The sequence below is a fragment of the Fibrobacter intestinalis genome (genome assembly GCF_900167415.1).
GTDB classification, from domain to species: Bacteria; Fibrobacterota; Fibrobacteria; order Fibrobacterales; family Fibrobacteraceae; genus Hallerella; species Hallerella intestinalis.
Window position 1 is genome coordinate 64,897 of sequence record NZ_FUWU01000003.1, and the last position, 22,980, is coordinate 87,876.

General features: G+C 48.5%; 18 protein-coding genes. 6 read left to right on the top strand and 12 right to left on the bottom strand.

Annotated features, from left to right (window positions below; all coding sequences use genetic code 11):
* Positions 1-53: 53 nt before the first annotated feature.
* Genes B5D40_RS01500 through B5D40_RS01520 form a run of 5 tightly spaced genes read left to right on the top strand, consistent with a single transcriptional unit; the run spans position 54 to position 6,188 of the window.
* The gene (locus B5D40_RS01500) at positions 54-752 is read left to right on the top strand and encodes an MlaE family ABC transporter permease (protein WP_233134302.1); all 699 of its coding nucleotides are present in this window, start codon (positions 54-56) and stop codon (positions 750-752) included.
* Positions 749-1,090, top strand: a complete 342-nt coding sequence (locus tag B5D40_RS01505) for a DciA family protein (RefSeq protein WP_078775480.1) — start codon at positions 749-751, stop codon at positions 1,088-1,090. The genes B5D40_RS01500 and B5D40_RS01505 overlap by 4 nt, the downstream gene beginning before the upstream one ends.
* A gap of 21 nt (positions 1,091-1,111) precedes the next feature.
* A complete protein-coding gene (gene gyrB / locus B5D40_RS01510) occupies positions 1,112-3,019 on the top strand; it encodes a DNA topoisomerase (ATP-hydrolyzing) subunit B (RefSeq protein ID WP_073301549.1) in 1,908 nt (635 codons plus the stop codon).
* Positions 3,020-3,026: 7 nt separating this feature from the next.
* Entirely contained in the window at positions 3,027-4,034 is a 1,008-nt protein-coding gene (locus tag B5D40_RS01515) for a polyprenyl synthetase family protein (protein WP_078775482.1), read from the top strand.
* A 9-nt stretch (positions 4,035-4,043) separates the two neighbouring features.
* Entirely contained in the window at positions 4,044-6,188 is a 2,145-nt protein-coding gene (locus B5D40_RS01520; RefSeq protein WP_078775484.1) for an ATP-dependent helicase, read from the top strand.
* Positions 6,189-6,204: 16 nt separating this feature from the next.
* Here the strand turns inward: B5D40_RS01520 and cysK are convergent, their stop codons facing one another.
* The 4 genes from cysK to B5D40_RS01540 form a co-directional block, all read right to left on the bottom strand.
* On the bottom strand, positions 6,205-7,122 hold the full coding sequence (gene cysK / locus B5D40_RS01525; RefSeq protein WP_078775485.1) for a cysteine synthase A: 918 nt from the start codon (positions 7,120-7,122) through the stop codon (positions 6,205-6,207).
* 108 nt (positions 7,123-7,230) lie between these two features.
* Positions 7,231-9,285, bottom strand: coding sequence for a glycoside hydrolase family 5 protein (locus tag B5D40_RS01530; protein WP_078775487.1), 2,055 nt, complete (start codon positions 9,283-9,285; stop codon positions 7,231-7,233).
* Positions 9,286-9,396: 111 nt separating this feature from the next.
* Positions 9,397-10,401 (bottom strand): dihydroorotase, encoded by a 1,005-nt coding sequence (gene pyrC, locus B5D40_RS01535; RefSeq protein ID WP_078775488.1) that lies wholly within the window; start codon positions 10,399-10,401, stop codon positions 9,397-9,399.
* 1 nt (position 10,402) lies between these two features.
* A complete protein-coding gene (locus B5D40_RS01540) occupies positions 10,403-10,912 on the bottom strand; it encodes a RidA family protein (protein ID WP_078775489.1) in 510 nt (169 codons plus the stop codon).
* A gap of 127 nt (positions 10,913-11,039) precedes the next feature.
* Between B5D40_RS01540 and B5D40_RS01545 the strand changes: the two genes are divergently transcribed.
* A complete protein-coding gene (locus tag B5D40_RS01545) occupies positions 11,040-12,506 on the top strand; it encodes a hypothetical protein (protein ID WP_078775491.1) in 1,467 nt (488 codons plus the stop codon).
* A gap of 10 nt (positions 12,507-12,516) precedes the next feature.
* Here the strand turns inward: B5D40_RS01545 and B5D40_RS01550 are convergent, their stop codons facing one another.
* The 8 genes from B5D40_RS01550 to B5D40_RS01590 form a co-directional block, all read right to left on the bottom strand.
* Complete coding sequence (locus B5D40_RS01550; RefSeq protein ID WP_078775492.1) at positions 12,517-12,738, bottom strand: DUF167 domain-containing protein; 222 nt, start codon at positions 12,736-12,738, stop codon at positions 12,517-12,519.
* A 50-nt stretch (positions 12,739-12,788) separates the two neighbouring features.
* Complete coding sequence (locus B5D40_RS01555) at positions 12,789-13,283, bottom strand: DivIVA domain-containing protein (protein ID WP_073304042.1); 495 nt, start codon at positions 13,281-13,283, stop codon at positions 12,789-12,791.
* 119 nt (positions 13,284-13,402) lie between these two features.
* On the bottom strand, positions 13,403-14,617 hold the full coding sequence (locus B5D40_RS01560; protein ID WP_078775493.1) for an ABC transporter permease: 1,215 nt from the start codon (positions 14,615-14,617) through the stop codon (positions 13,403-13,405).
* Positions 14,614-15,378, bottom strand: a complete 765-nt coding sequence (locus B5D40_RS01565) for an ABC transporter ATP-binding protein (RefSeq protein ID WP_078775495.1) — start codon at positions 15,376-15,378, stop codon at positions 14,614-14,616. Before B5D40_RS01565 ends, B5D40_RS01560 begins: the two co-directional genes overlap by 4 nt.
* A gap of 90 nt (positions 15,379-15,468) precedes the next feature.
* On the bottom strand, positions 15,469-17,202 hold the full coding sequence (locus B5D40_RS01570; RefSeq protein WP_078775518.1) for a maltotransferase domain-containing protein: 1,734 nt from the start codon (positions 17,200-17,202) through the stop codon (positions 15,469-15,471).
* A gap of 344 nt (positions 17,203-17,546) precedes the next feature.
* Positions 17,547-19,772, bottom strand: a complete 2,226-nt coding sequence (locus B5D40_RS01580; RefSeq protein ID WP_078775499.1) for a glycoside hydrolase family 9 protein — start codon at positions 19,770-19,772, stop codon at positions 17,547-17,549.
* A 265-nt stretch (positions 19,773-20,037) separates the two neighbouring features.
* Positions 20,038-21,888, bottom strand: a complete 1,851-nt coding sequence (locus B5D40_RS01585; RefSeq protein WP_158222156.1) for a DUF4832 domain-containing protein — start codon at positions 21,886-21,888, stop codon at positions 20,038-20,040.
* A gap of 143 nt (positions 21,889-22,031) precedes the next feature.
* Complete coding sequence (locus tag B5D40_RS01590) at positions 22,032-22,979, bottom strand: tetratricopeptide repeat protein (RefSeq protein ID WP_233126441.1); 948 nt, start codon at positions 22,977-22,979, stop codon at positions 22,032-22,034.
* Position 22,980 lies beyond the last annotated feature (1 nt).

Genomic DNA, 22,980 nt, shown 5'->3' on the forward strand with positions numbered 1-22,980 from the left:
TTGGACATTATGTTCGAAAATGTTTTGAAACGGTCCGGGGTTACTTTGTATTCATGTGGGAGCTGGGAAAAAGCATTCCCAGTTCTTTTCGCAATTTCCATACCATTGTCGAACAGATGTACATTACAGGGATTACAAGCATCCCTGTGGTTTTTGCGGCGAGCCTAGCGACGGGAGCGATTATGGCGTGGCAGCTCGCCTACCAATTCGGAGACATGATTCCGCTGGTATTCGTGGGAATGGCCGTCGGAAAATCCGTGATGGTCGAGCTGTGCCCGATTTTGACGGCGATGGTTCTGGCGGGTCGCGTGGGAGCTTCGATGTGTTCGGAACTCGGCACAATGGCGGTAACAGAACAGCTGGACGCCTATAACGTTCTCGGTTTGAATCCCTACCGTTTTCTGCTGGCACCGCGGCTGATTGCCACTGTCGTCATGCTTCCCATCTTGACGATCATCAGCATTTTCATCGGCATCGTCGGCGGTTATGCGACAGCGTTCCTGTACAAGGAAGTGTCTTTTTCCACCTTCTTTTACGGCGTTCGAATGTTTTACGAAGACTGGGATTTCGCCGTGGGACTCATCAAGGCAGCACTTTACGGATTTTTCATTGCCAGTTACGCCTGCTTTTTTGGATACAATACGCACAGTGGAGCAGAAGGCGTCGGAAAAAGCACCAAGGCGACGGTAGTTGCCGGCATGACCAGCATTCTAGTTGGCGGCTTCGTTCTCTCCAAGTTGTTGCTCGTATGATGTTTGCCGAAGATTGTCCCAAAAAACGCAGAACGGATCCCAAAGAACATAAATTGAAGAGTCTAACCCATGCGGGAGTCATCCTTGCCAAAGTTCTTTCCGCAGGCGCACTGGGAGAAAAGCAATACCTTTTCAAGCTGGTTTCCAACATCGAAACCCTTTTTGGAAAGCCGATGTCGGAGCACTTGAAAATCGTAGATTTACAGGATTCCGTTTTGGTGCTAAAAGCCTCGAATTCCGTGTGGAAAAGCGAGTCCGCCTACCAGAAAAAAGCTATTATTGAGCGTTGTAACGGGCTCTTGGGCGTGAAATACGTCAAGAATATCCGATTCGTTTAATTTTGAAGTACAGAGGTTTTCATGGCAGAAGAATATAGTGGCTCCAGCATTACCGTTCTTGAAGGACTGGAAGCTGTCCGGGTTCGTCCGGCGATGTATATCGGTTCAACCGATTCCGTGGGCCTTCACCATCTTGTTTGGGAAGTTGTAGATAACTCTGTCGATGAAGCGCTGGCCGGTTTTTGCTCCCATATCGAAATCTCCATTTTGCCGGGAAACGGCATTCGCGTCGTCGATAACGGGCGCGGCATTCCGACGGACATCCACCCCAAGGAGCATGTGGGAACGATTCAGGTCGTCATGACGAAATTGCACGCGGGTGGAAAATTCGACAGCAATTCCTACAAGGTTTCTGCCGGTTTGCACGGCGTAGGCGTGAGCTGCGTAAATGCGCTCTCTACAAAACTGATTGTGACCGTTCGGCGAAATGGCCGCATGATTCAGCAGGAATTTTCTAAAGGAAAGCCTCTTGCCGAGCAAAAGGATATCGGGCCTTCGGACGGTTCAACGGGAACGACTGTGGAATTTTATCCGGACGACAGCATTTTCACGGAAACCGTTTACGATTACAGCATTCTTGCAGAACGCTTCCGCGAGCTGGCTTTCTTGATGAGCGGACTCCGCATTTCCTTGTCGGACACCCGCACTCCAGACGGAAAAAGCGATTCCTTCTATTTTCCGGGCGGCGTTTCGGCTTTCGTCAAATATGTGGATGAACATCGCAAGCCGCTTTTCGATGAACCGATTCACATTTCTACGACAGCGGGCACTTATCCGCTAGAAGTCGCCCTCTGGTATAACGACGGCTACCAAGAAAACTTTTTCAGCTTCGTGAACAACGTGAATACGCATGATGGCGGAACGCACGTCACGGGATTTAAAACGGCGATGACCCGCATCATCGGCAAGTATGTGCAAGAAATTCTGCCCAAAGGCAAAAAGGATACGCAGATTGCCGCAGACGATATTCGCGAAGGCCTAACGGCGGTCATTTCGATTAAAATTCCACAGCCGCAGTTTGAAGGACAGACCAAACGCCGTTTGGGAAATTCGGAAGTTGCCGGTTTGGTGAACACGGCTTTCGGAGCGAAAATCGACGAGTTCTTTGCGGAAAATCCGGCGATTGTCCGAGCGATTGTCGATAAGGTTTACAACGCCGCGGTTGCTCGCGAAGCGGCGCACAAGGCTCGGAATTTGGCCCGGCGCAAAAATGTTTTGGAAAGCGGCGGACTTCCGGGAAAGCTCGCGGATTGCAGCGAGCGCGACCCCGCAAAATGCGAACTCTTTATTGTGGAAGGTGATTCTGCAGGCGGTTCTGCAAAGCAAGGGCGTCGCCGGGAATTTCAGGCGATTCTGCCTTTGCGTGGAAAAATTTTGAACGTCGAAAAAGCGGGACTGGACCGAGTGCTGAACGCGGACTCGATTCAGGATTTGGTGAACGCTTTGGGCTGCGGTATCGGCAACGAATTCAAATTGGAAAAATTGCGCTATCACAAAGTCATCATCATGACCGATGCCGATGTCGATGGTTCCCACATCCAGACGCTCCTTCTCACCTTCTTCTTCCGCTATATGCGTCCGCTTGTCGATGGCGGTTACGTCTTTGTCGCCCAGCCTCCCCTTTTCCGTTTGTCGCAAGGAAAAAAGCTCATTCGCTACATCTTCGACGAAGCGGAACTGGCAAGCGTTGACGCTGCCGAAAAAAAGAATTACGACATCCAGCGTTACAAAGGTCTGGGTGAAATGAATCCGGAACAGCTCGCCGAAACGACGATGAATCCGGAATCCCGCATCATGAAAAAATGCCATATTCGCGATGCGGTTTTGGCGGACAACGTTTTCAGTATGCTGATGGGCGAAGACGTGGAACCTCGCCGCAAATTTATTGAAGAAAACGCCTACAAAGTCATCAACGATTTGGACATTTGATTTTGCCATGAATTTTTCCGGACACAGTTCCTTTCAAGAAGTGCTTCAGACCGCCCGAACGCAAGTTCAGGAATATCTGAACCGGGCAGATGAAACCATTGTCGCTGTCGCGCGTTCGGCACCAGATGGCGTTTCAGAACGCATGATGAAGCTCATTCAGCGGAAAGGAAAAAAAGTTCGCTCCACGGTTCTGGCCCTGATTGCTACGGCGGGAAAGGAGTTGCCGGAAGTGGACCGGGTTGCACAAGCCTGCGCCGGCATTGAATTGCTGCATTTGGCGAGCCTTGTCCACGACGACATTATTGACGAAACGACTCTCCGCCGCGGGGAACGCACGGCCCATGTGGAATGGGGCAATAAGGTCGCCGTTCTGATGGGCGATTATATTTTGTCTCAAGCGATGCGGGCGGTAATTCACGAAAAAGAACGGGAAATTCCTTTGGAATTGTCTTCGGCAGCAAATCGCCTGATTGTCGGGGAAATTTGCGAGTTGGATTCCACGGGAGACGTGAATATTTCCCTGGAACGCTACAATCGGATTATCGAAGGGAAAACCGCAGCGTTAATAGAAGCCAGTGCCCGAATAGGAGCATTCATTGCGGGATTTTCAAAAGACGACGTGGAAAAATTTGGCAAAATCGGTTCCCATTTCGGAATCGCCTTCCAGATTATCGACGATCTTTTGGACTATGGCGTCGGTGCTAGCAATTTGGACAAAGCCAAATTCACGGACATTTCCAACGGCCTGACGACTCTTCCGCTGATTCTTTATCTGCAACACGAACCGGAAAACAACAAGCAGGCGATGCAAGAACTTTTAACGCGAACCGCCGAAGCCGGCGTTCCCGAAGAAATCTGCCGACGTTTGCAGAAATCCAGCACTTTTGATAAAACGAAAGAGATGGCGATGCAGCATATTATGGATGCGTCGGAAATCTCGGATTCTCTTCCCAAAAATGAGCATATCGAAACGCTCAAAGCGTTCTTGTTGTCGATGGCGGAACGCGGAAATTAAAATCGGATTTTGGAAGATTTTCTTTCACAACTCAACAAGGAACAGCTGTCGGCGGTAGAAACGACCGAAGGCCATATACGCGTGATGGCCGGAGCAGGAACGGGAAAAACAAAAACACTGACTTCCCGATATGCGTATCTGGTTTCGGAATTGGGAATTTCGCCTGCAAACATCTTGACGGTTACATTTACCAATCGAGCCGCCAATGAAATGAAAAGCCGGGTGCGAGCGATGCTCGGCGATTTGGATTTGGGATTTATCAGTACGATTCACGCATTTTGCACCCGATTCTTGAAAGAAGAAATCTACCGGCTGGGATATCCCAAAAATTTTATTGTGATCGATACGGAAGATCAGCGGCAAATGTTGCAGCGGATTTTTGCCGATATGAAAATCACCCTTCGCGACACGACAATGCGACGGACAATCGACCAAGTGCTGGAAGGAAAGAAAATCACAGACGATTACATTTCGGAATTCATACGCAATTCCAGCGAGGAGCTGTTACAAAAAATCGCCGCAGAACCCGAAAAGAACAACCAGATTTTTTTGCGTTATCTTTACGAACAAAAGAAAAATTACGGATTGGATTTTAACGACCTCATCAATTTTACCGGTTACATTCTAAACGTTTTTCCAGAAGCTCGAGAAGCGTGGCAAAGCCGGATGCAATATGTGATGGTGGACGAATTTCAGGATGTGAGCCAAAAGCAATACGCCATTGCTCAGACGCTTTCTGCAAAGCACGGCAATCTTTTTATCGTCGGCGACAGCGACCAGACGATTTATTCTTGGCGCGATGCACACGTGCAGCTCTTTTTGGATTTCGACAAAAAATATCCAGATGCCAAAACGATTGTTTTGAAAGACAATTACCGCAGTACGCCGCAGATTTTAAAAACGGCGAACTCATTGATTGCACATAATTCGGTGCGTTTTCCCAAGGAATTGCGCGCATTGCATTCCGACGGAGCGAAAACCCTCTACTTTCATGCGAAAAAACCTCAAGATGAAGCGAATTGGATTGCGGATACAATGGGAAATCTGGTCTCTCAAGGAGCAAGCCTTGGCGACATTGCCGTTTTGTATCGATCGCATTTTATGTCCCGCGGCATCGAAGAAATTTTGATTCAGCGAAAAATTCCGTACCGTATTCTTTCGGGCATTTCCTTTTACGAGCGCAAAGAAATTAAAGATGTCATCGCTTATTTAAGAATGCTCACGACACAGGACGACATCGCTTTTTTGCGCGCGATTCAAACGCCGAGTCGAAAAATCGGCAAAAAGAAAATCGAATTTTTGAAAGAATACGCCGAAGCGAATCGCATTTCCCTTTACAATGCTCTTCTCGAAAATTTGGACAGTGAAATTTTTCGGGGAACGGGAGCCAAGCGTTTTGTTCAAGCGATTGCAGCCACACAAAAAGGAATGGAAAACAAACCGATGGACGACATCCTCGACGAAATTCTGGATCTTTCGGGATATACGGAATTTATTCGGATGGATGCGGAGCAAGATCGTCTGGACAACATTGCAGAATTGAAACAGTCGGTGGCGCAAGCCGCTCACGATCCCGACGCCAATCTGGAAGATTTTCTTTCTCGAGTCGCATTATATGGAAATTTGGACAAGGAAGAACGCCGAAATGCGGTTAAATTGTTGAGCGTCCATGCTGCAAAAGGTTTAGAATATCCGTTCGTCTTTGTAACGGGACTTTCCGAAGGCTTATTCCCCAGTGCGCAAATCGAAACGGCAGAAGAAATGGAAGAGGAACGCCGAATCGCCTATGTCGCTTTCACTCGAGCCAAAGAGAGGCTCTTCCTTTCGGAAAATGAAGGTGGCGGCGACGCGAATTTGAGCAAATTTCCCTCTCGCTTTATTTTTGAATCCGGAGAAGAAAATCTGGAATTTGTGCGACCTCTTCCCGACGACTTGCGCAAAAATGCGCTGCGAAAAATTCAGCAGAGCGAAGAGAGTTTACAACTACTGCAAAATCTGTTTTTTGTCGGCGACCGGGTTCGGCATAAAATTTTTGGAGAAGGAAAGATAACAGCCGTCGATATCTCGGCGGCTGCGTATGTGGTTCAATTTGACAACTTGAAAACGCCGCGAAGCCTACAATTTTCGGCTAAGCTGGAAAAATTGCCGGATTGAAAAGACGATTTGAAATTTACGATTCAAAAAGCCAAGTGGAAAGGTAGCGTTCGCCGGTGTCCGGGAGAAGTGCTACAATCGTCTTGCCCTTGTTCTCGGAACGCTTGGCTATCGTGAGGGCGGCTTCCAAAGCGGCTCCGGACGAGATGCCCACCAAGAGCCCTTCTTCTTTGGCCGCACGGCGGGCGATATTCCCGGCTTTCACGTCGTTCGTCAGGTAGATTTCATCGACGACTTCGGGATTGTAGATCTTGGGAACGAATCCCGCTCCGATTCCCTGGATCTTGTGCGGACCGGCCGGCTTCCCGGAAAGCACCGCAGAAGTGTCCGGCTCGACGGCGACAATCTGCACGTTCGGATTTTTGCTCTTGAGGAAAGTGCCTACGCCGGTGACGGTTCCGCCCGTGCCCGCGGCAGAGACGAAAATATCGACTTTGCCCTCGGTGTCCTTCCAAATTTCCGGGCCCGTTGTCTGGATGTGCGCTTCCGGGTTGGCGGGGTTTTCAAATTGCTGCGGGATGAACGAGCCCGGGGTCTGGGCGGCGATTTCGTTCGCCTTCTCGATGGCCCCCTTCATGCCCGCCTTGCCGTCGGTGAGTACAAGTTCCGCGCCCAGCGCGGCAAGGAGCTTTCGGCGTTCGACGCTCATGGTCTCGGGCATGGTCAGGATGACGCGGTAGCCCTTGACGGCGGCGACGTAGGCGAGGCCCACGCCTGTGTTTCCGCTGGTCGGCTCGATGATCACGGAGCCTTTCCGGAGCTTCCCTTCCTTCTCGGCGGATTCGACCATGTTCAAGGCAACGCGGTCCTTGACGCTGGAAAGCGGGTTGAAGGACTCCACTTTGGCATAGACGATAGCTTCGCTGTCGTTCAGCTTGTTGATGCGGACCAGCGGCGTGTTGCCGATTAAATCGGTGATCTTTTCGACTTTCATTTTTTTCTCCTTGAACAGAGCCAGCTTGCTGTGCTAGCGTGAATTCGACAATAAAATAAAAAAGCGAAGACCCCCTGGACCTTCGCTTTATTTCAAAGAGGAAATGTTTTACTTGAGGCGAATCGGCAAAGTCGTGCGATTGCTATTCAAATCCAGAACCAAGAATCCAGTTCCGTGATAATTGGTTTCGATCGAAATCGAGTTCGCTCCCACAGAAGAAACAAAGTTCTGCGAAGCGATAACTTGACCGATACTATTGACGAGCTTCAGAGTTCCTTGAGAGGCGCGGTTTGCATGGAACGAAGCACTCAAGATGCCCGATTGAACTTGAACGTGCATTTTGCGATCAAGAACAACAGAGGCCGCCGGACGTTGGATAGCGGAAGTTTGCGGAACGAGTTCGCCCGAAGCAATGCCTTCCAGAGACGGCAATTTCTTGTTGAAGTCTTGCAGGACAACCGAGGAACCGTCCGCCTTGTGCAGTACGATGTTGTCGATTTCAATGGTGCCGGAAACCTGCATCCCATAGAGGTTAAGGCCTATTGCGTTCACTTTGCTTTTGTCGGAGATGTTCAGACCGTTGGCGTCGAGTGAAACCGTATAAGTTTGCCATGTCGAAAGGATATCACTTTCAGGAAAATTAAAATCATCCCACTTCCAGTCGGCTCCGCTCATCGCGAACAGGCTGAGAGAAGTCCAAGCGTATGCATTGCAACTTGCACCAGAGCAGGGCCCCGCCGAAGCGACATTCACTTTCGCTTGGAAAGAAATAGCCACATAATCACTCCAATTAACTCCGTTCAAATCAATGCGCATGGTTCCAACTTCGTTGGAATCCGATTGCTGGCTTGTATAAGTGATGACGAGTTTCTTATCATTCGTATCCAAGCTTGCTTCCACAAACTTATCGATGGAGTTTCCTGCGAGGGTGTCCAAACCATAGGCTATGCGCATGGCGTTCAGTACTTCGTAGTCTACAATGTCGCCGACGTTGCCCGCGAATTTGGATTGGCGATGAAGAATGGTCATGTTGCCGTTACCTTCGTCGCCGGTGTCCCAAACGCAGGGAACGATACCATGGGCCTTTGCTGCTGCGGCGACATAGCCATACCATGCAGCGCGTCCTTCCAGATGCAGTTTCAGGTTGTCACCAGAAATTTCTTCCAGACGCTTGATGGCACCCATTTCGCCAATTACCACAGGAATGCCGTTATTCACAAAAGCGTTTTTCAACAAATCAAATTGTTTGTCGATATGAAGCTTCGTTCCAAGCGTACTTTCCGAAGAACCCATATTATGCTTGGTGTCGGTGCTAGATTCCATTCCGTCAAAGTAATAGAAACAGGGTCCCCAGCTTTCATCTTGGGTCATCAAAGAATACTGATAGGGGTAAAAGTGGGCTTCCGCCATAGTGTAGCCTGTGCCAGCAGGATCGGTGGGATAATTATCCGCAAGGAGCTGGTAATAGTCAATTTCGGTATGAGGCATCTGAACCACGACTGTACGGGTAGAGTTATTTCCGCCTGTTGCACGGACAGCCTTAAGGCACGCTTCATGATACAATTTCAGGACTTTCATTCGTACATCGTCAAAAGCCCATTGACCATTTACTCCTGGAGGATTCCAAGGGTCGTTTACACCAGGCTCATTGGCACTGGCGAAAATCAGCTTTTCGTTGTAATCCTTAAACTTGTTGGCGATTTGCTTCCAGTATTTTTCTTGCTGGGCGGCAATGGCATTGGCGTCGTTATTGGCTGCATTTCCGTTGCGATCAAAACCGCTGCCGTCCCAGACGTGGTCTTCAAGCCAGCCGTTGTCCCAGTGGCTGTTCAGGATTGCATACATGCCATTGTCGATGACCATGTCCACGACGGTTTTCACGGAATCCAGCCAGCCTTCGTTAATTACGCCATTCGTCGCGTGGGAATCCCAGGCGCAAGGAATACGGACCGTGTTGAATCCGGCGGCCTTAATGGATTGGATGTATTTGGCGGTGGGAAAATCGTTGCCCCAGGCTGTGAGTGTGAGATTCCCCGGCACTTCCATGGTGTTGCCGATGTTGTAGCCTAAGCCCATATTGGCATAAACTTCTGTTGCTTTAGGAAGCGCAAAGGCACTTGTCGCAAGGAGCGACGCAGCTGCCAAAGAAATCAGTCCTTTCATAAAATACCTCTAGACGAGAATGTTGTTTTCCTTAAATTTAGGTCTTCGCAAGGAAATCCGCAATAGCGTAAACTTTTGTTAATTGCAAGTTTTTTTGCAATCGGAGCCATTTCAGTCTGCGCATTTTTGCCATTTTAGCACATTCCCAGCAAACAGGGGAACTGCACCGTCGATATTTTCAGGAACCGTCCACGGTTTTTGAAGATAGGTGCAGCATTTTTTTGTGCGTTCAATGCCATAAAAATCAGCGCCAAATCCAGCGATAAAGTCCGGAAGTTTGTCCAATGCGCCGTTCCTTTCAAAAATTTCGATCAAGATAGGAACCGCAACCGGAGCCGAATAAACGCCCGCCGCGCCGCAAGGACCTTCCTTTTTTCCTTTTTCGTGCGGAGCGGAATCCGAACCGAAGAAGAATTTTGGATTGCCGCTGAAAGCCGCCGCCCGCAAAGCTTCCCTGTCTTCGGGACGTTTCGGCAGAGGTTTGCAAAAATGATGCGGATGTAAAGACGCACCCACAATGTCGTCGAGGGTGTGCAACAAATGGTGAACCGTAATCGTCGCTGCTACATTGGACGGCAAGCGAAGAACGGCGTCAACAGCCGCTTTTGTCGAAAGATGTTCAAAGACGATTTTAAGCTTTGGAAATTTCCGAGCAAGGCATTCCACCCGTCGGATAAAAAGCGATTCCCTGTCCAAGCAAAACGCTCCGGGTTCTTCGCCATGAATGCACAGTACCAGCCCCAACTTTTCCATTTCAGCAACGACAGGGAAAATCGATTCGAATTCCGAGACGCCGTCTTCGCTGTTTGTCGTCACGCCCGCAGGATAATATTTTCCGGCAACGGCTCCGGCATCTTTTAATTGTTGCAAATCGTTTGAGGAAAGTTGCGCATTCAACTTGAACGTCATCAAAAGATCCAAACCCGGCGCAGCGTCATGGATTTGTTTCCGGTATTCGCAAAGGCTTTGCGCACTGGAAATCGACGGAACGGTATTCGGCATCACGAGAATGCGACCAAAATCCTGTGCAACGGTTTTGGCGTAATGCGCAAGCAATTCACCTTGGCGCAGGTGAACGTGAAAATCGTCGGGAAGGGGGAGCTTCAAAGAATCCATGCTATTTCTTTTCTATCCAGTTGTAGCGTCCGTTGAAACGGACTTTTTCGGGAACGACTTGAAAGGTGCAGCTGATTTCGACACTTGCATTTTTGGGAAGGGCGGCAACGCCAACAGCGGTTCTCGCATGGCGACCATATTCCCCGAGAATTTTGACGGCCAGTTCAGATGCTCCGTTCAAAATGGCGGGCTGTTCATGGAAATCTTTTTCGGATTGTACAAATCCCTGCATTTGAACCAGACGCAGGGTTTCTCCTTGTTCTAAAAGGGTCATGGCCGCAGCCAGATTGTTCAAAAAGCAAATCGCAGCAGCGTTTTTCGCTTTTTCGGGGCTGATTCCCGTGGGAACCTGTCCACAAAAGTCGGACAAATCCCCATTTACCGAAGGGAGCTGCCCGGAAACGACGATGGTTTCGCCAAATCGGGTCGCCGGGACATACGCGGCAAGCGGAGCTGGGCAACTGGGGAGCGCAAAGCCGAGTTCCTGCACTTTCTTTTGTATTTCTGTCATCTAGACTCCTTCGCCGCTTTTCCTTTGCCACGGCATTTTGACAACGGCAGTTCCTGCTGCTCTTTGTAATTTTAGGAAACTTTGCCCGCTTTGTAACGAGTCGAGGGATTTTTTTATATTCTACACTATGCGTTTTTCTTTTCCCCTTATCGTCTTTTCAGTTGGCGTCATTTTTTGGGCCGGATGCAGCACAGAATTGGATTCTCGGGGAGCCGAGCGTCTGCAATTCAGTTTAAGAACGCCCCCAAATGTAAAAACGATTTACGAAGTCATTTTGGGAAATCGGGAAGCCAAGAAATATCAGGAAATACACGGCCCGGTGAAATTTATTTTGCAACGCAGCTACATGATGCAAAAGGACGAAAGCGGAAATCTTTTGGAACCGCATTTTTCGGGAACCGTCAAAATCCACTATCTTCCCAATGGGGAAGTTGCCGATTTTTCCAGCTTTGACAGTTCGGGAACCATCAATACATTTGCGCAGGTAGTCCACAAAGCGAACCGTCGAGAAATTTACGTCCACCTTTTTGATGCAGACAAGGACTTTGTCTATTTTCTCGCCAACGACAATCGGATTATCGAAGAAAATTCCAATCCGTTTTATCGCCAGAGTCCCATCGATGGTTCCTGGAATTCTTCGGACGGACACCTTTCTTGGGAAGAAAACGGCAAGCATCAGATTGTGGCAGTTACGGGTTCTTCGCCGAGCGTTCAATATCGGCATTTATATGAATACGACGAAAGGGATTCCCTGGTGCGCATCGTGGCTCTGAACCCAGATGGGAAAAAAATCGGCTCTTTGGAAAGGCATTTTAAGGACGGCGTTTTGCAAACGGTGCAATTCCGTTTTGACGAGCGCATTTTTTATCCGGACCTTTTGAACTGGACGGAAACTTATTCCTACGATGCCCAAGGCCGCTTGATACGTGTAATTACCAAGCATTCCAAAGCCTGGTCGCCCAAAAACGACACGATTCGATATGTCTATCGGGACAGCGTGAATTTTTCCGCGAAGAATACATATCGGCATGGAGAATGGGAATCTTCGACGGTGTTCGATTCTTTGGGAAACGCCACGTTCATTGAAACATTCGGTTCTTTTGTCTATGAAGGTGCAGACGGAACCGCCGAGTCCTACGACGCAGAGCGCATTGTCCGCGAAATCCACTATTACGGAGAGGCGGGAAACGGGGATTCCGCTTCGATTTCGCCCATAAATTCCCGAAAAGTCTCATGGGTTTCGCTTTCTGCGGATGAATTTTTTCGTTCTTCTCCCGATTCGGCATATTATTGCGAGCGGGATAAAAACCGAATTCGCTGCCGCGAGTTGCGCCATGTCCCAGGAACGATTTTTTTGAATTTCGTGGAAAGCGTGATGTATAAAAATGCGAGCGAAGTGTATTTGAAACTCAACAGCGGTCGTGCATCCAAGCCGATGCTCTTTTCCCACGGGAAATGCGCGGCGTTTATTCCAGAATCCAACGAACTGCTGTTCGGCAATGCGCTGCTCTCTTTTAAGCGTTATCCCTTTGAACAATTTTTGGGCGATACGCTTTCGTTTTCATTAAATGATTTTCCGTGCGAAGCGAAATAATCCCACGACTCTAATCGTCGATTTCAACGATTTTGCGGCTGTTTGTGGACCCCGTGACAACGCGGACGGCACTTTTCGATTTTTTAAAAAATTCAGCGATGACTGCGCAAACCGCTTCATTCGCTTTCCCTTCAACGGGGGGAGCTTTCACATCCACTTTATACGAGCCATCGGGCTGCGGAACGACTCCTTCCCGCTTGCTCCGTGCGTGAACTTTAATGGAAATTCGCATTTTAGGTCGCTTTTAAAAATTCATTTTCAAAAAACGGCGACGACTCGCTTTTAAAAAACAAGAGGTTTTTCGTCGTCCGCTATTTCCGGGTTCTGTTCTTTTTCCATAGCGGAAAGAAGATCGGCTTGGCTTTTGACCATAGCGCGAATCCGAATAAAATAATTAGTGCGAAGTTGGCGCAATTCTTCGATTTCGGCCCGCAATTTTTCGGCTTCCCGGCGGGTATTTTCAATCTCGTGCTGTGCGCGCGTTTTCGCTTCGGCAACAATCAGTTCGCCTTCTTTCTCCGAGGAACGCTTGATTTCATCCATGGTCTTTTGCATGGTAATCGCAGCATCCTGAATCGTCTTTTCAATTTGCTTGTAATAGTTTACACGTTCTTCGGCGATTTTCAAACGCTCCGTCAGATCCGTGCGGACACGTCCAGATTCTTCAAAAGCCTTGGCTGCGGTTTCCAAAAAAGCCTTGACTTCTTCGGGATCAAAGCCCCCAAAACGTTTGGAGTGAAAAGTCTGATTGCGGATGTCAAGCGGTGTGAGTTCCATAGAGGCGACCTTTTTAGGGAAGATGGACGCATTTCAATATAGAAAATCCAAAAGTACTTGTCGGCGGCTTCTCGTTGCCAAACGCCAATGCTCGTTTTTCTTTTTGGTTTGAATAAGCGCTATTCAAATCGCAAAGCTTCAATCGGGTCAAGCCTGCTGGCTTTTCGGGCGGGATACCAGCCAAAAAACACTCCCGTCACAAAGCAGACGCCAAAACTGACGAGCACGCTGGAAAGAGTGATGCTCATCGGCCAATTTAAAATCCACCGGATGAACGCCGTCGCTCCAGAGCCCAAAAGAATGCCGACAAGTCCTCCGAGCAAACTGATCATCACCGATTCGAATAAAAACTGCAAAAGAATGTCGCGTCCGCGTGCGCCAATCGCCATGCGCAACCCGATTTCCCGAGTGCGTTCCGTAACAGAAACGTACATGATGTTCATAATGCCGATGCCCCCGACGAGCAAGCTGATTCCTGCGATGGCAGTAAGAACCAAAGAAAGCAGGTCGGAAGTACTCGTAATCATTTCAATCATTTCTTCTTGGGTGTGCACTCGGAACGGTTCCTTTTCCCCGCTCCAGGAACGACGTTCTTTCAAAATGGAAAGAATTTCTTCGCTGGCCTTTGCCGCATAACCTTCACCAATGGAATTGGCGTAAATCGTGCGAATATCCGTCGTCGCGTTGAAACGTTTCATCACCGTCTGGTAGGGAGCAAAAATGACTTCATCCTGATCTTGTCCAAAATCCCCCGAGCCTTTGGCTTTCAATGTGCCGATAACTTTGAGGGGAATGTTTTTGTAGCGGATGGTTTTGCCGATTGGATCGGTATCGGGAAAGAGCGTCGAAACGACAGTCTGCCCGATGACGCAGACTTTGGCAATGCGGTCGGCGGAATCGTCGAACATCACGCCGTTTTCAATTTCGTAATTTCGGATTTTTAAATAGTCCGTGCTGATTCCGGTCAAAGAAACGGATTCATTTTTATTGCCGGCAATCGCTTGACCGTTCGCCGTAACGACAGGAGAAACGCCGTTGATATATCGAGCCTGATGGCGAAGGGCGACAACATCTTCTTCTTCCAGCGTTTGCGTGGAGGAACTGGCGTCCAGCTGAATCCCGCCACGGCGTTCTACATTGGGCATGACGACGATAGCATTCGTTCCCATGGCGGTAATTTTTTCTTTGATCGAACGCTTGGAGCCTTCTCCCATAGCGACCATCGTGATGACCGCAGCAACGCCGATAACAATGCCCAAAACAGAAAGAAATGTCCGCATCCGATTGCGCAGCAAAGCCCGAAAAGCGATTTTAACGAGAGTCGTCGGATTCATAGGGGCTCCGTTTCTTCAAAAGTTTCGGCGGGCGGCAACGCTTCGAATGCAGCTTTGGCACTTTGCACATTTTCATTCGGCGAATCGCGCCGGATTTGTCCATCGCGCAAAACGATTGTGCGCGTGCTGAATGTCGCAATATCCGGCTCGTGAGTCACAAAGACGATGGTTTTCCCACGAGAATGGAGTTCCTGAAAAATTTCCATAATTTCGTAGCTCGTGCGGGTGTCCAAATTCCCCGTCGCTTCGTCAGCAAGAATGATGACCGGATCGTTTACCAGAGCTCTTGCAATAGCGACGCGTTGCTGCTGGCCGCCCGAAAGTTGATTGGGCAAATGATTCATTCGACTTTCCAAGCCGACGCGTTTCAACGCGTTAAACGCTCGCTCCCGGCGTTCTTCCGCAGCGATTTTGGAATTGTACAAAAGGGGGAGTTCCACGTTTTCAATAGCGCTTGTACGAGAAAGCAGATTGTAACTCTGAAAAACAAATCCCAATTTTCGGCAGCGGATATTTGCCAGAGATTCCGTTTTCATTTTTTCAATATGTTCGCCGTCCAAAATATATTCCCCGGAAGTCGGCTTGTCCATGCAGCCCAAGATATTCAACATGGTACTTTTACCGGATCCACTCGTTCCCATAATGGTCAGAAATTCACCTGCGCAGACATCAAAGCTCACACCCCGCAGAGCATGTACCGTTTCACCGCCCATTTTGAATTCGCGGCGTAAATGGCGAATGGAAAGAATTGGACTACTCATGATACCTTTAGATGCCTGAAAAGAAAAACGCGTTGCAAAAAAACATCACCCCGATATCCGTGGGTGATGTTCTGAAATTTTTGCGGGAAATTACAGTTTTTTGACAACCAGCAGATGGCCAGGAGCCTTGTTCGGATCCAGTCGCACAAAATTATGCGCCCCATGCCAAACATAAGATTCATCCGTAATCAAATCCTTGATAAAGAAGAACGCGTCTTCGGCAAGTCCCAGCTTAGACATGTCCAACGAGATGGTTCCTTCCTGGGCGTTGTGCATATCCATGTTGGCAACGCAAAGGATGACGTCGTTATCCTTCTTTTTGGAATAGACCATCAGATTGGAATTGTCCGCGCTATGGAAATCCAGGTTGTCGTATTCCTGCAAAGCGGGATGGTTCTGGCGGGCGTCATTGACCCTGCGCACAAAATCCTTGATACTTACCGGAGCATTCCAGTTGTGAACCTTATACTGGTATTTTTCGCTATCCCAAAGTTCTTCTTTTACCGGCGAAGGAATGTTTTCGCAAAGCTCGTAGCCGTTGTAAAGCCCGGTCAAGCTAGAAAGCGTTCCCGCCAAAAAATACCGCTGCTTGAATTGTGCAGGCCCCTGATTTGCCAAATACTTCGGGAAAATATCCGGTGTCGTCGGAAAAAGAATGCCACGCATGTATTCTTTGGCATTGCTCTGTGTGAGTTCCTTGAAATACTGTTCAAATTCCCACCTTTGTTCACGCCAAGCAAAATAGGTATAACTCATGTCAAAGCCGGATTTCGCCAAACGGTGCATCATCTTGGGGCGAGTGAATGCTTCGGCAAGGAAAACGAGTTCCGGTCGCTGCTCCTTGATTTCGCGAATCAGCCATTCCCAGAACGGGAACGGTTTTGTATGCGGATTGTCGATGCGGAAAATCTCGATTCCCTTGTCCGCCCAGAAGAGGATGATGTCCCGAATCTCTTTCCAAAGGGCCTTGTAATTTTTGTTGTAATAATCGAACGGATAAATGTCTTCGTATTTTTTGGGAGGATTTTCAGCAAATTTAATGCTGCCGTCCGGCTCGTGATAGAACCATTCCGGATGCTTTTTCGCATAGGGATGATCCGGGCTGCAATTCAAAGCGATGTCCAAAGCCAGCCGCAAACCTTTGGAACGCGCCGTTTTGGCAAAATGTTCAAAGTCCTTCATCGTCCCGAGTTCGGGATCCACGTCAAAGTGCCCGCCGAATTTGTTGCCGACGGCATAAGGGCATCCCGGTTCCAGCGGTTTTCCCTTTTTGTCGGTTTTAGCGTGAAGCGCATTGTTGGCACCTTTGCGGTTGGTAACGCCAATCGGGTGAATAGGAACCAGATACACCGTATCAAATCCCAAATCGCGGATATAGTCAAGCTGGGCTTCGCAATCTTTAAAAGTGGCGCTCTTCGTATCGCTTTTTCCCTGACTCTTCGGCCACATTTCATACCAGGTTCCCGCGCGCGCATAAACAGGATCCACTCGAAGTTCAAAAAGGGCACTTTCCGTTGGCGTGTCCTCGGGATCGATTGTCCAAGCGACAATTTTATAATCGTAGTAACCGATGCTGTTCACGACAAATTCGCCCGCCCACATATCGTTATCGACAAAGTGCATCGGCGCTTTGCGCCACCGGCGTTCATTCCGCAATTTATAATAGATAGCGGCGTCGTATTTTTCATGGCTGTGGCGGAAAATGTCCGCGGTGATTTGAACGGTGTCACCGGGTTCGCGCTTGATGGCGAATCGCCCGGCATCTATGGATGGCTGGATATTTTCAATGACAAGATTGTCTTTTTTTTCCGGAATGGCTGCCATAGTTTCCTTCACTGTGTTGAATCTTTGGACATAATGTAGGAATTTTTTGGTTTCCAAGCGGGAAAACACAGGGATTGTCCAGTAAAACAAAGAAACTTTTTACAGCCTGAAAAAAAAGAACCTATGTTATCTGAATGCTTCATATTTAATAGAGAACGAGGGCGTCATCGACTGCGAAATGAAAAAATTCCAACTGTAAAAAAGGAGGAAGAATTTTTTTCGCAAAGAAAATTTTTGAGATGGGCGTGCCCTGCCGACGGCAGGTCGGCGAGTTCCGGGCTATCTTCCAGTCGGTGCTACGCACTGGCGCAAGTGCCACCCTTCGCATGCCTCACGCAACGCCATTACTGAAACAAAGGAAAGGCCATCGTTTTTGAAAGTTTTGCATCCTTGCCAGCCCGCACCCGCGCAAAATACACTCCCGACGGAAGCGCAGAAAGATTCAGCGTCACGCTTTGTGTAGAGCCACTCCACAGCAACACTTCCCGATGATTCACATCAAAAAGGCGCACTTCCCGAACGTCGGCATTACAGAGCACCATCAGATTTTTCCCGGACAAAGAAATTTTCAACGCGGAAGGCGGTGCAGGCATCGGTCGCGCCATTCCCAAATCTTCGTCAAAGCCCACACCCCGCTCCTCGACAAATCGCGAAAGAAGCCGAATGTAATTGGTCTGATAACCAAGACTGGGTTCCGTCACTTCCCAAGAATTGAGAGGCCAGCCGTTATTGAAATTCCTGTACATTTTTGCTGGCGGTTCACCGGCAGGTTGCGAAAAGGCATAGCACAATTTATTGTTTGAAACGCTTCCGCATCCTTTCTTGCTGTTGTCGGCGTCATATTCAGCACAGCAGGCATCCCAGCTGTAACGGGCATTGGGGCCTCCCGTCAAATAACCAGGCGCAGGTCCCGGAGTCGAGTTACTCACAGAATCCCACTTGGGCGAGCCATCGTTAAACCAAGTGTGGTAAAAAGACGACACGCTTTTTTCCGCACCGTAACGGGACATATTGGAAAGGTAAACCATGCCGAAAGGATTCACGCCGTGCAAGTAGTGCAAGTATTCCTCGGCAGCGTTGTGCCAGGTTGCCGCATCGGTTCCAGAAGTCGTTTTCAATTCTGCCATTTGGTCAAAGAAAAGTCCCCCCGCCGATTTTGCCGAATTGGAACCCCAGTTGTAATCCCGCAAATACGCACGATAGCCATCTCGTTCCAGCTGTTGCACAAAATTCATAGATGTAGAAAAGGCGTTCACAAATTTTTCTTCGATTTTTGCCTTCACATTTTTATCGGCGTCCTTGTAACCTAAATACTGGATATACATCTGGTGCTGTGCATGGCGATACTGATCCATCGCCCAACTCCCATAAGTTGTCATCAAAGGAAATCGGTCGATGCTTTCGTTAAAGCGATTCAAATAGGCAGCATCCCCCGTCAATTCATACAGGGCAAAATCCGCAAGCACTACAAGTCCAAGCCTGGGAGCCGTCGTTTCGTTTTCTTCCACTTCCTGCTGGCCTGCGGCAAGCCCTTTTGTCCCCGCCGATTCCAGATTGTTAAAAAACATGGAATCCGGATGCGCTTCCGCCCAGGCGTAAGCGCGCAAAGCCGCGTCTTGCAATGTGGCCGCATATTCCGTATTCTTCCGGAGCTTTGCTACAATCGAACCCAGCGCAAAAGCCTTTGCCGCCGAATAGGCCGAAACCGCATTGGGCGCTCCGTAATAAGTGCGGCCTTTCGCTGCCGAAGGCGGAGAAGCGTGAGACTCGCCCACCACGGAAAGCACCGAGCCGTCCGCATTCTGCATCCGAAGCAGATGGGTCAATCCCCAATTCACTTCGTCCAAAATATCGGGAATGCCATTCCCCGATTCGGGAATCCCGTAATCGTCAGTAAAAGCCTTGGGCCTTTCCAAATAGGCGCGCAACAGCATTTCCACATAGTTGCCGTTCCAGACCGTATATTTGTTATAATCCCCGGCGTCAAACCAGCCTCCGCTCGCATCACGCTCCGTCGCCGCATTGGTGGAATCGGTGAAAAGGCGGGCCGTTTTGTCTTGAGCGTGATTCATGCCGTCTGCCCATTCTTCGCCAGCATACGCCGCCTCGTGGGCAATGCCTACCCGCTGGTAATAGAGCACACGCAATGCCGCCTTCAAAATATCGTTGTAAATATCCTCGCCAATGCGAAAATAAAAGGATTGTTTGGTATAATCCGACTTGTCCCGGATAAAATACGTCCCCGGTTCCGAAAGATTCGAGAAATCGAACCACCAGATTTTATCCCCGGAAGCCGTATCCACTGCCCCCTCCTGAAACGCCACTGGTGCTCCAGAAAACACAATCTTGTTGGAAGCTGAATCCACCACTTCCATCACCGTTCCCGGCACATAGGAAAGTGCCGCGTCATACCCCGATTCCGGGCTGCGCAAGACCGCCACTTTTTTCGCCGCAGGTCGATACCCGAATTGATCCACCGTAATAAAAACATCCTGCGCCCAAAGATTTCCGAAAGCAACCGTTCCCATTGCAAAAAGAGAATGCGCCCATTTCAAACCACGCCAACCCATAAGTATCTCCTATCGATGAACCTTTCAAAATATATATGAAAATTCGGGGAAACGGCATTCCGCCGCTTGGGGCAATACTTCAAGATTGCCGCATCGCTTTTGTTCCTTGCAATGTCGATTTACATACTTGGTGCGCCTGTCAAGCTAGCCGGGCCATCTTTACAACGACGAAACTCGAAAGCGCAATTTTCTTTAGAATGCGCCATTCGAATGAAACACGGCGATTCCTTCCAACTCATAAGCTCGCCTTTGACGCTGCCAAAGTTTATTGTATTTGGATCTTTCCTTTTTTCAAGAAATTTCCATTTTGAAGCCGAATGATATAGACACCGCTTTTGTATTGTAGGGGAAGGATCGCATTCCCCTGAATGCTTTGCTTCAAAATCCGTGAACCTTGCAAGTCGTAAATTTCTACACGGCTAACATTTTCCAATTCCAAATTTTTTCCATAAACCCTAAAGGCGGGATTCTTGACCATGGTTTCTGCCGAATGCATCGCTGCCGGTACTTTGTCCGAAAGGACAAAACTGCCGATGAAGTTGGATCCTGTTGCCACATCGTAATAAGTGGAATCGTTTGCAAATCGGATGGTGTGAAAATTACCGTCCGATTTAAAATTTCCATAACGGGAAAATCTTAAAAAGGAATTCCATTTTCCTTGCGTCATCGTTTCGGGGAGAGATGCAGAAAATTCCAAGACGTTTATGCCGTCAAACGTATCTGTTTCGTCGTAAAGGCTGTAAAAATTTTCGCCATTCCAAAGACTTGTCGGATTTTCACTTTTGACATTCAATTTGCGAGAATGAATTTGAGTGGGGTCAATGTCGAGAGGCAATTCAAAAATTTGAGTGGAATCGCTGGCGTTTTTCAAAAGAAGCGTCGCTTTTTTAACCATCCGGTTGTTGGAAAAGCCAACATTTTGAATTTTTACCCGCGCTTGAAATCGCCCGCCAACGCCAATCGAATCCAAAATTTCGGAAGAACGCAGAACGAATCGGTAGCCCAAATGGTCGCGAATGTATTCGTAACCGGTCGCTTTGCCGCCGTATTCTGCGTCCGGACCTTTAAAAAGCACTTCGCCCATATTATGGTAGTATTTGTCCAGATTTCCGAAAGAACCGACGTAAGACGTGTGCGTCCGAAAACCTTCGTAACTCATATACTCGGCAGTATTGAGCGGAGGCCTAGAAGAATCGTTGTAATTGTGAACAAAGTCTCCACCATAAGGAATTCGCTCGGATTCAAGCCATTGTACCATCTTCTCTCGGGAGAGCGGAGGATGCCCCCAACCGACAGTTCCAAGATCGTTGTCGCTGCCCAAGTAGCCGTCGTTATAAAGTCCGACACGATGAAAATATTTTTGACGAGATCGAACGGAATCCTGAAAACGCGCAGAATGAATATCGAAATCGCCAAAAGCGGGTCCGCCGCCTGAATAGGCGTCTTTGAGCCCGAGCCATGCGGCAATCACATAGGGACTGCGCATACCTACCGGAATTTCATCATTTGTATTTTCGAGAAAAGTTTGCAGCACTTCAGCCATCTTTTCCTGAGATTCGCCATTCATCGACGTTTGCTCGCCGCAAGTGCCGAACATCCCGATTTCCACATAATGAATGACATCTTCATAGCCGTTATAGGCTTTTGCCATTTGAGCGGCATGTTTAAGAATCCATTCTGTAGAAGGCTCCTGTTTGCCGTAGCAATTCATGTCATAAGATTGGCGAATAACACAAGAACCGCCGCGCCGACGGAGGGAATCCAAAACGGCGTGAACGCTGGCAATGGCAAAACTGTCGATCGGTTGGGAAACGCCGAATATGGTGTCGGTTCCTTTGATGGAGACGAAAGCATTGTCAGAAAACGCCCCGAGGTCCACATGGAACCGCATAAAGTCGTTATAAACCGTTCCATTCGTACGAAGATTGAGACTCTCGCCGGGCTTGACCCGAAAGCCCTTCATTGGAGCCAGCCCGCGCCCCGGATTTTTCAGCAGAGGCGCAAGGTGGTCGGTATAGTCTAAATCTTGGAGTTTGTATTCGGCAGCGGGCACCACCATCCCAAAAGCGATGCACAGCATCGTCCCAGCAGCTTTGGACAATATGCCCTTTCCCATTTTCACCATCCTTTGCTCTGGATTTCACGAAATCCGAAGCTCTTGAAAATATATATTAAGTGAATGGGTTCCGCATTCCTTTTTCGGACGATTCAAAAGAGGCGTTGTAAAATTGGGAATTTTTTGAAAAGCTTCCCAAAAAATCAAGGATAAAGTTTTTTCTTTTTCAAATCTTTGACAAGGGATTCGGGCATCCAGTTTTCAATTTTTTTATAGTCGGGGTCGTTCAATTTTTCGGCATTTTGCCGAGACAGATTTTCTTTTCCCGCATCCAAATAAATTCGAGCCAAATTGCCAATAGCGCAAAAATACCGCACCGATTTTCCCGAACGTTTTAAATATTCCGCAGCACTGTTTTCGTAAATGGCAGCGGCTTCTGCGTAACGCTTTTGTTTGTAAAGCATATCCGCTTTCATTTGAATGAAGATGGGATTCTTCGGAGATTTGGCAAGGGAGCGTTCTACGACAGCAAGCGCTTTGTCGTATTCTTCTTTGTCGTAATACATCCACGCCAATGGCGTTGCAAAAATCGCCCAAAAAAGAGGCGAATGAGCCGCACGTTCTTCCAGAATTTTAAGGTGATTCTCCCTGTCGTCCGAAATGAAAGGCAAGAATCCGAAGCCATCTTCGACGTAATACGCATAGATGGAATAAATCGCCCGAGCATCTTTGTCTTGAGAATCCTCAAACTTTTTGGCAGCACGTCGGGTTGCCAAAGCCCCTTTGAAGGAATGCCCCTGTGCGGATTTTGCATAGCCGAGTTCAAATTCCCGCAACACGTCCCAAGCACCGTCCGCTTGACAATCGGCAAGTTCTTCCGCCGCTTTTTCCAAAGCCAGAGTATCCCCCAAATCGTCGAATTTTGTCAGCCGGACTATGTTTTTTAAAACGCAGGCGACTCCCGGATTTTGAGAATGAATTTTTTCTATCGCCAAAAAAGAAGCCGCATAATTTGTGTTCAACGCTTGATCCATGGATCGCTTTGCCGCATTTTGGATTTCTGGAGGCAGAGCAAAAATGGCGGAGTCCGCAGCTACAGAAAGTGTGCGAGCGCATAGGATTAAAGCAAAAACGGCTGAAAAGAATTTCAAT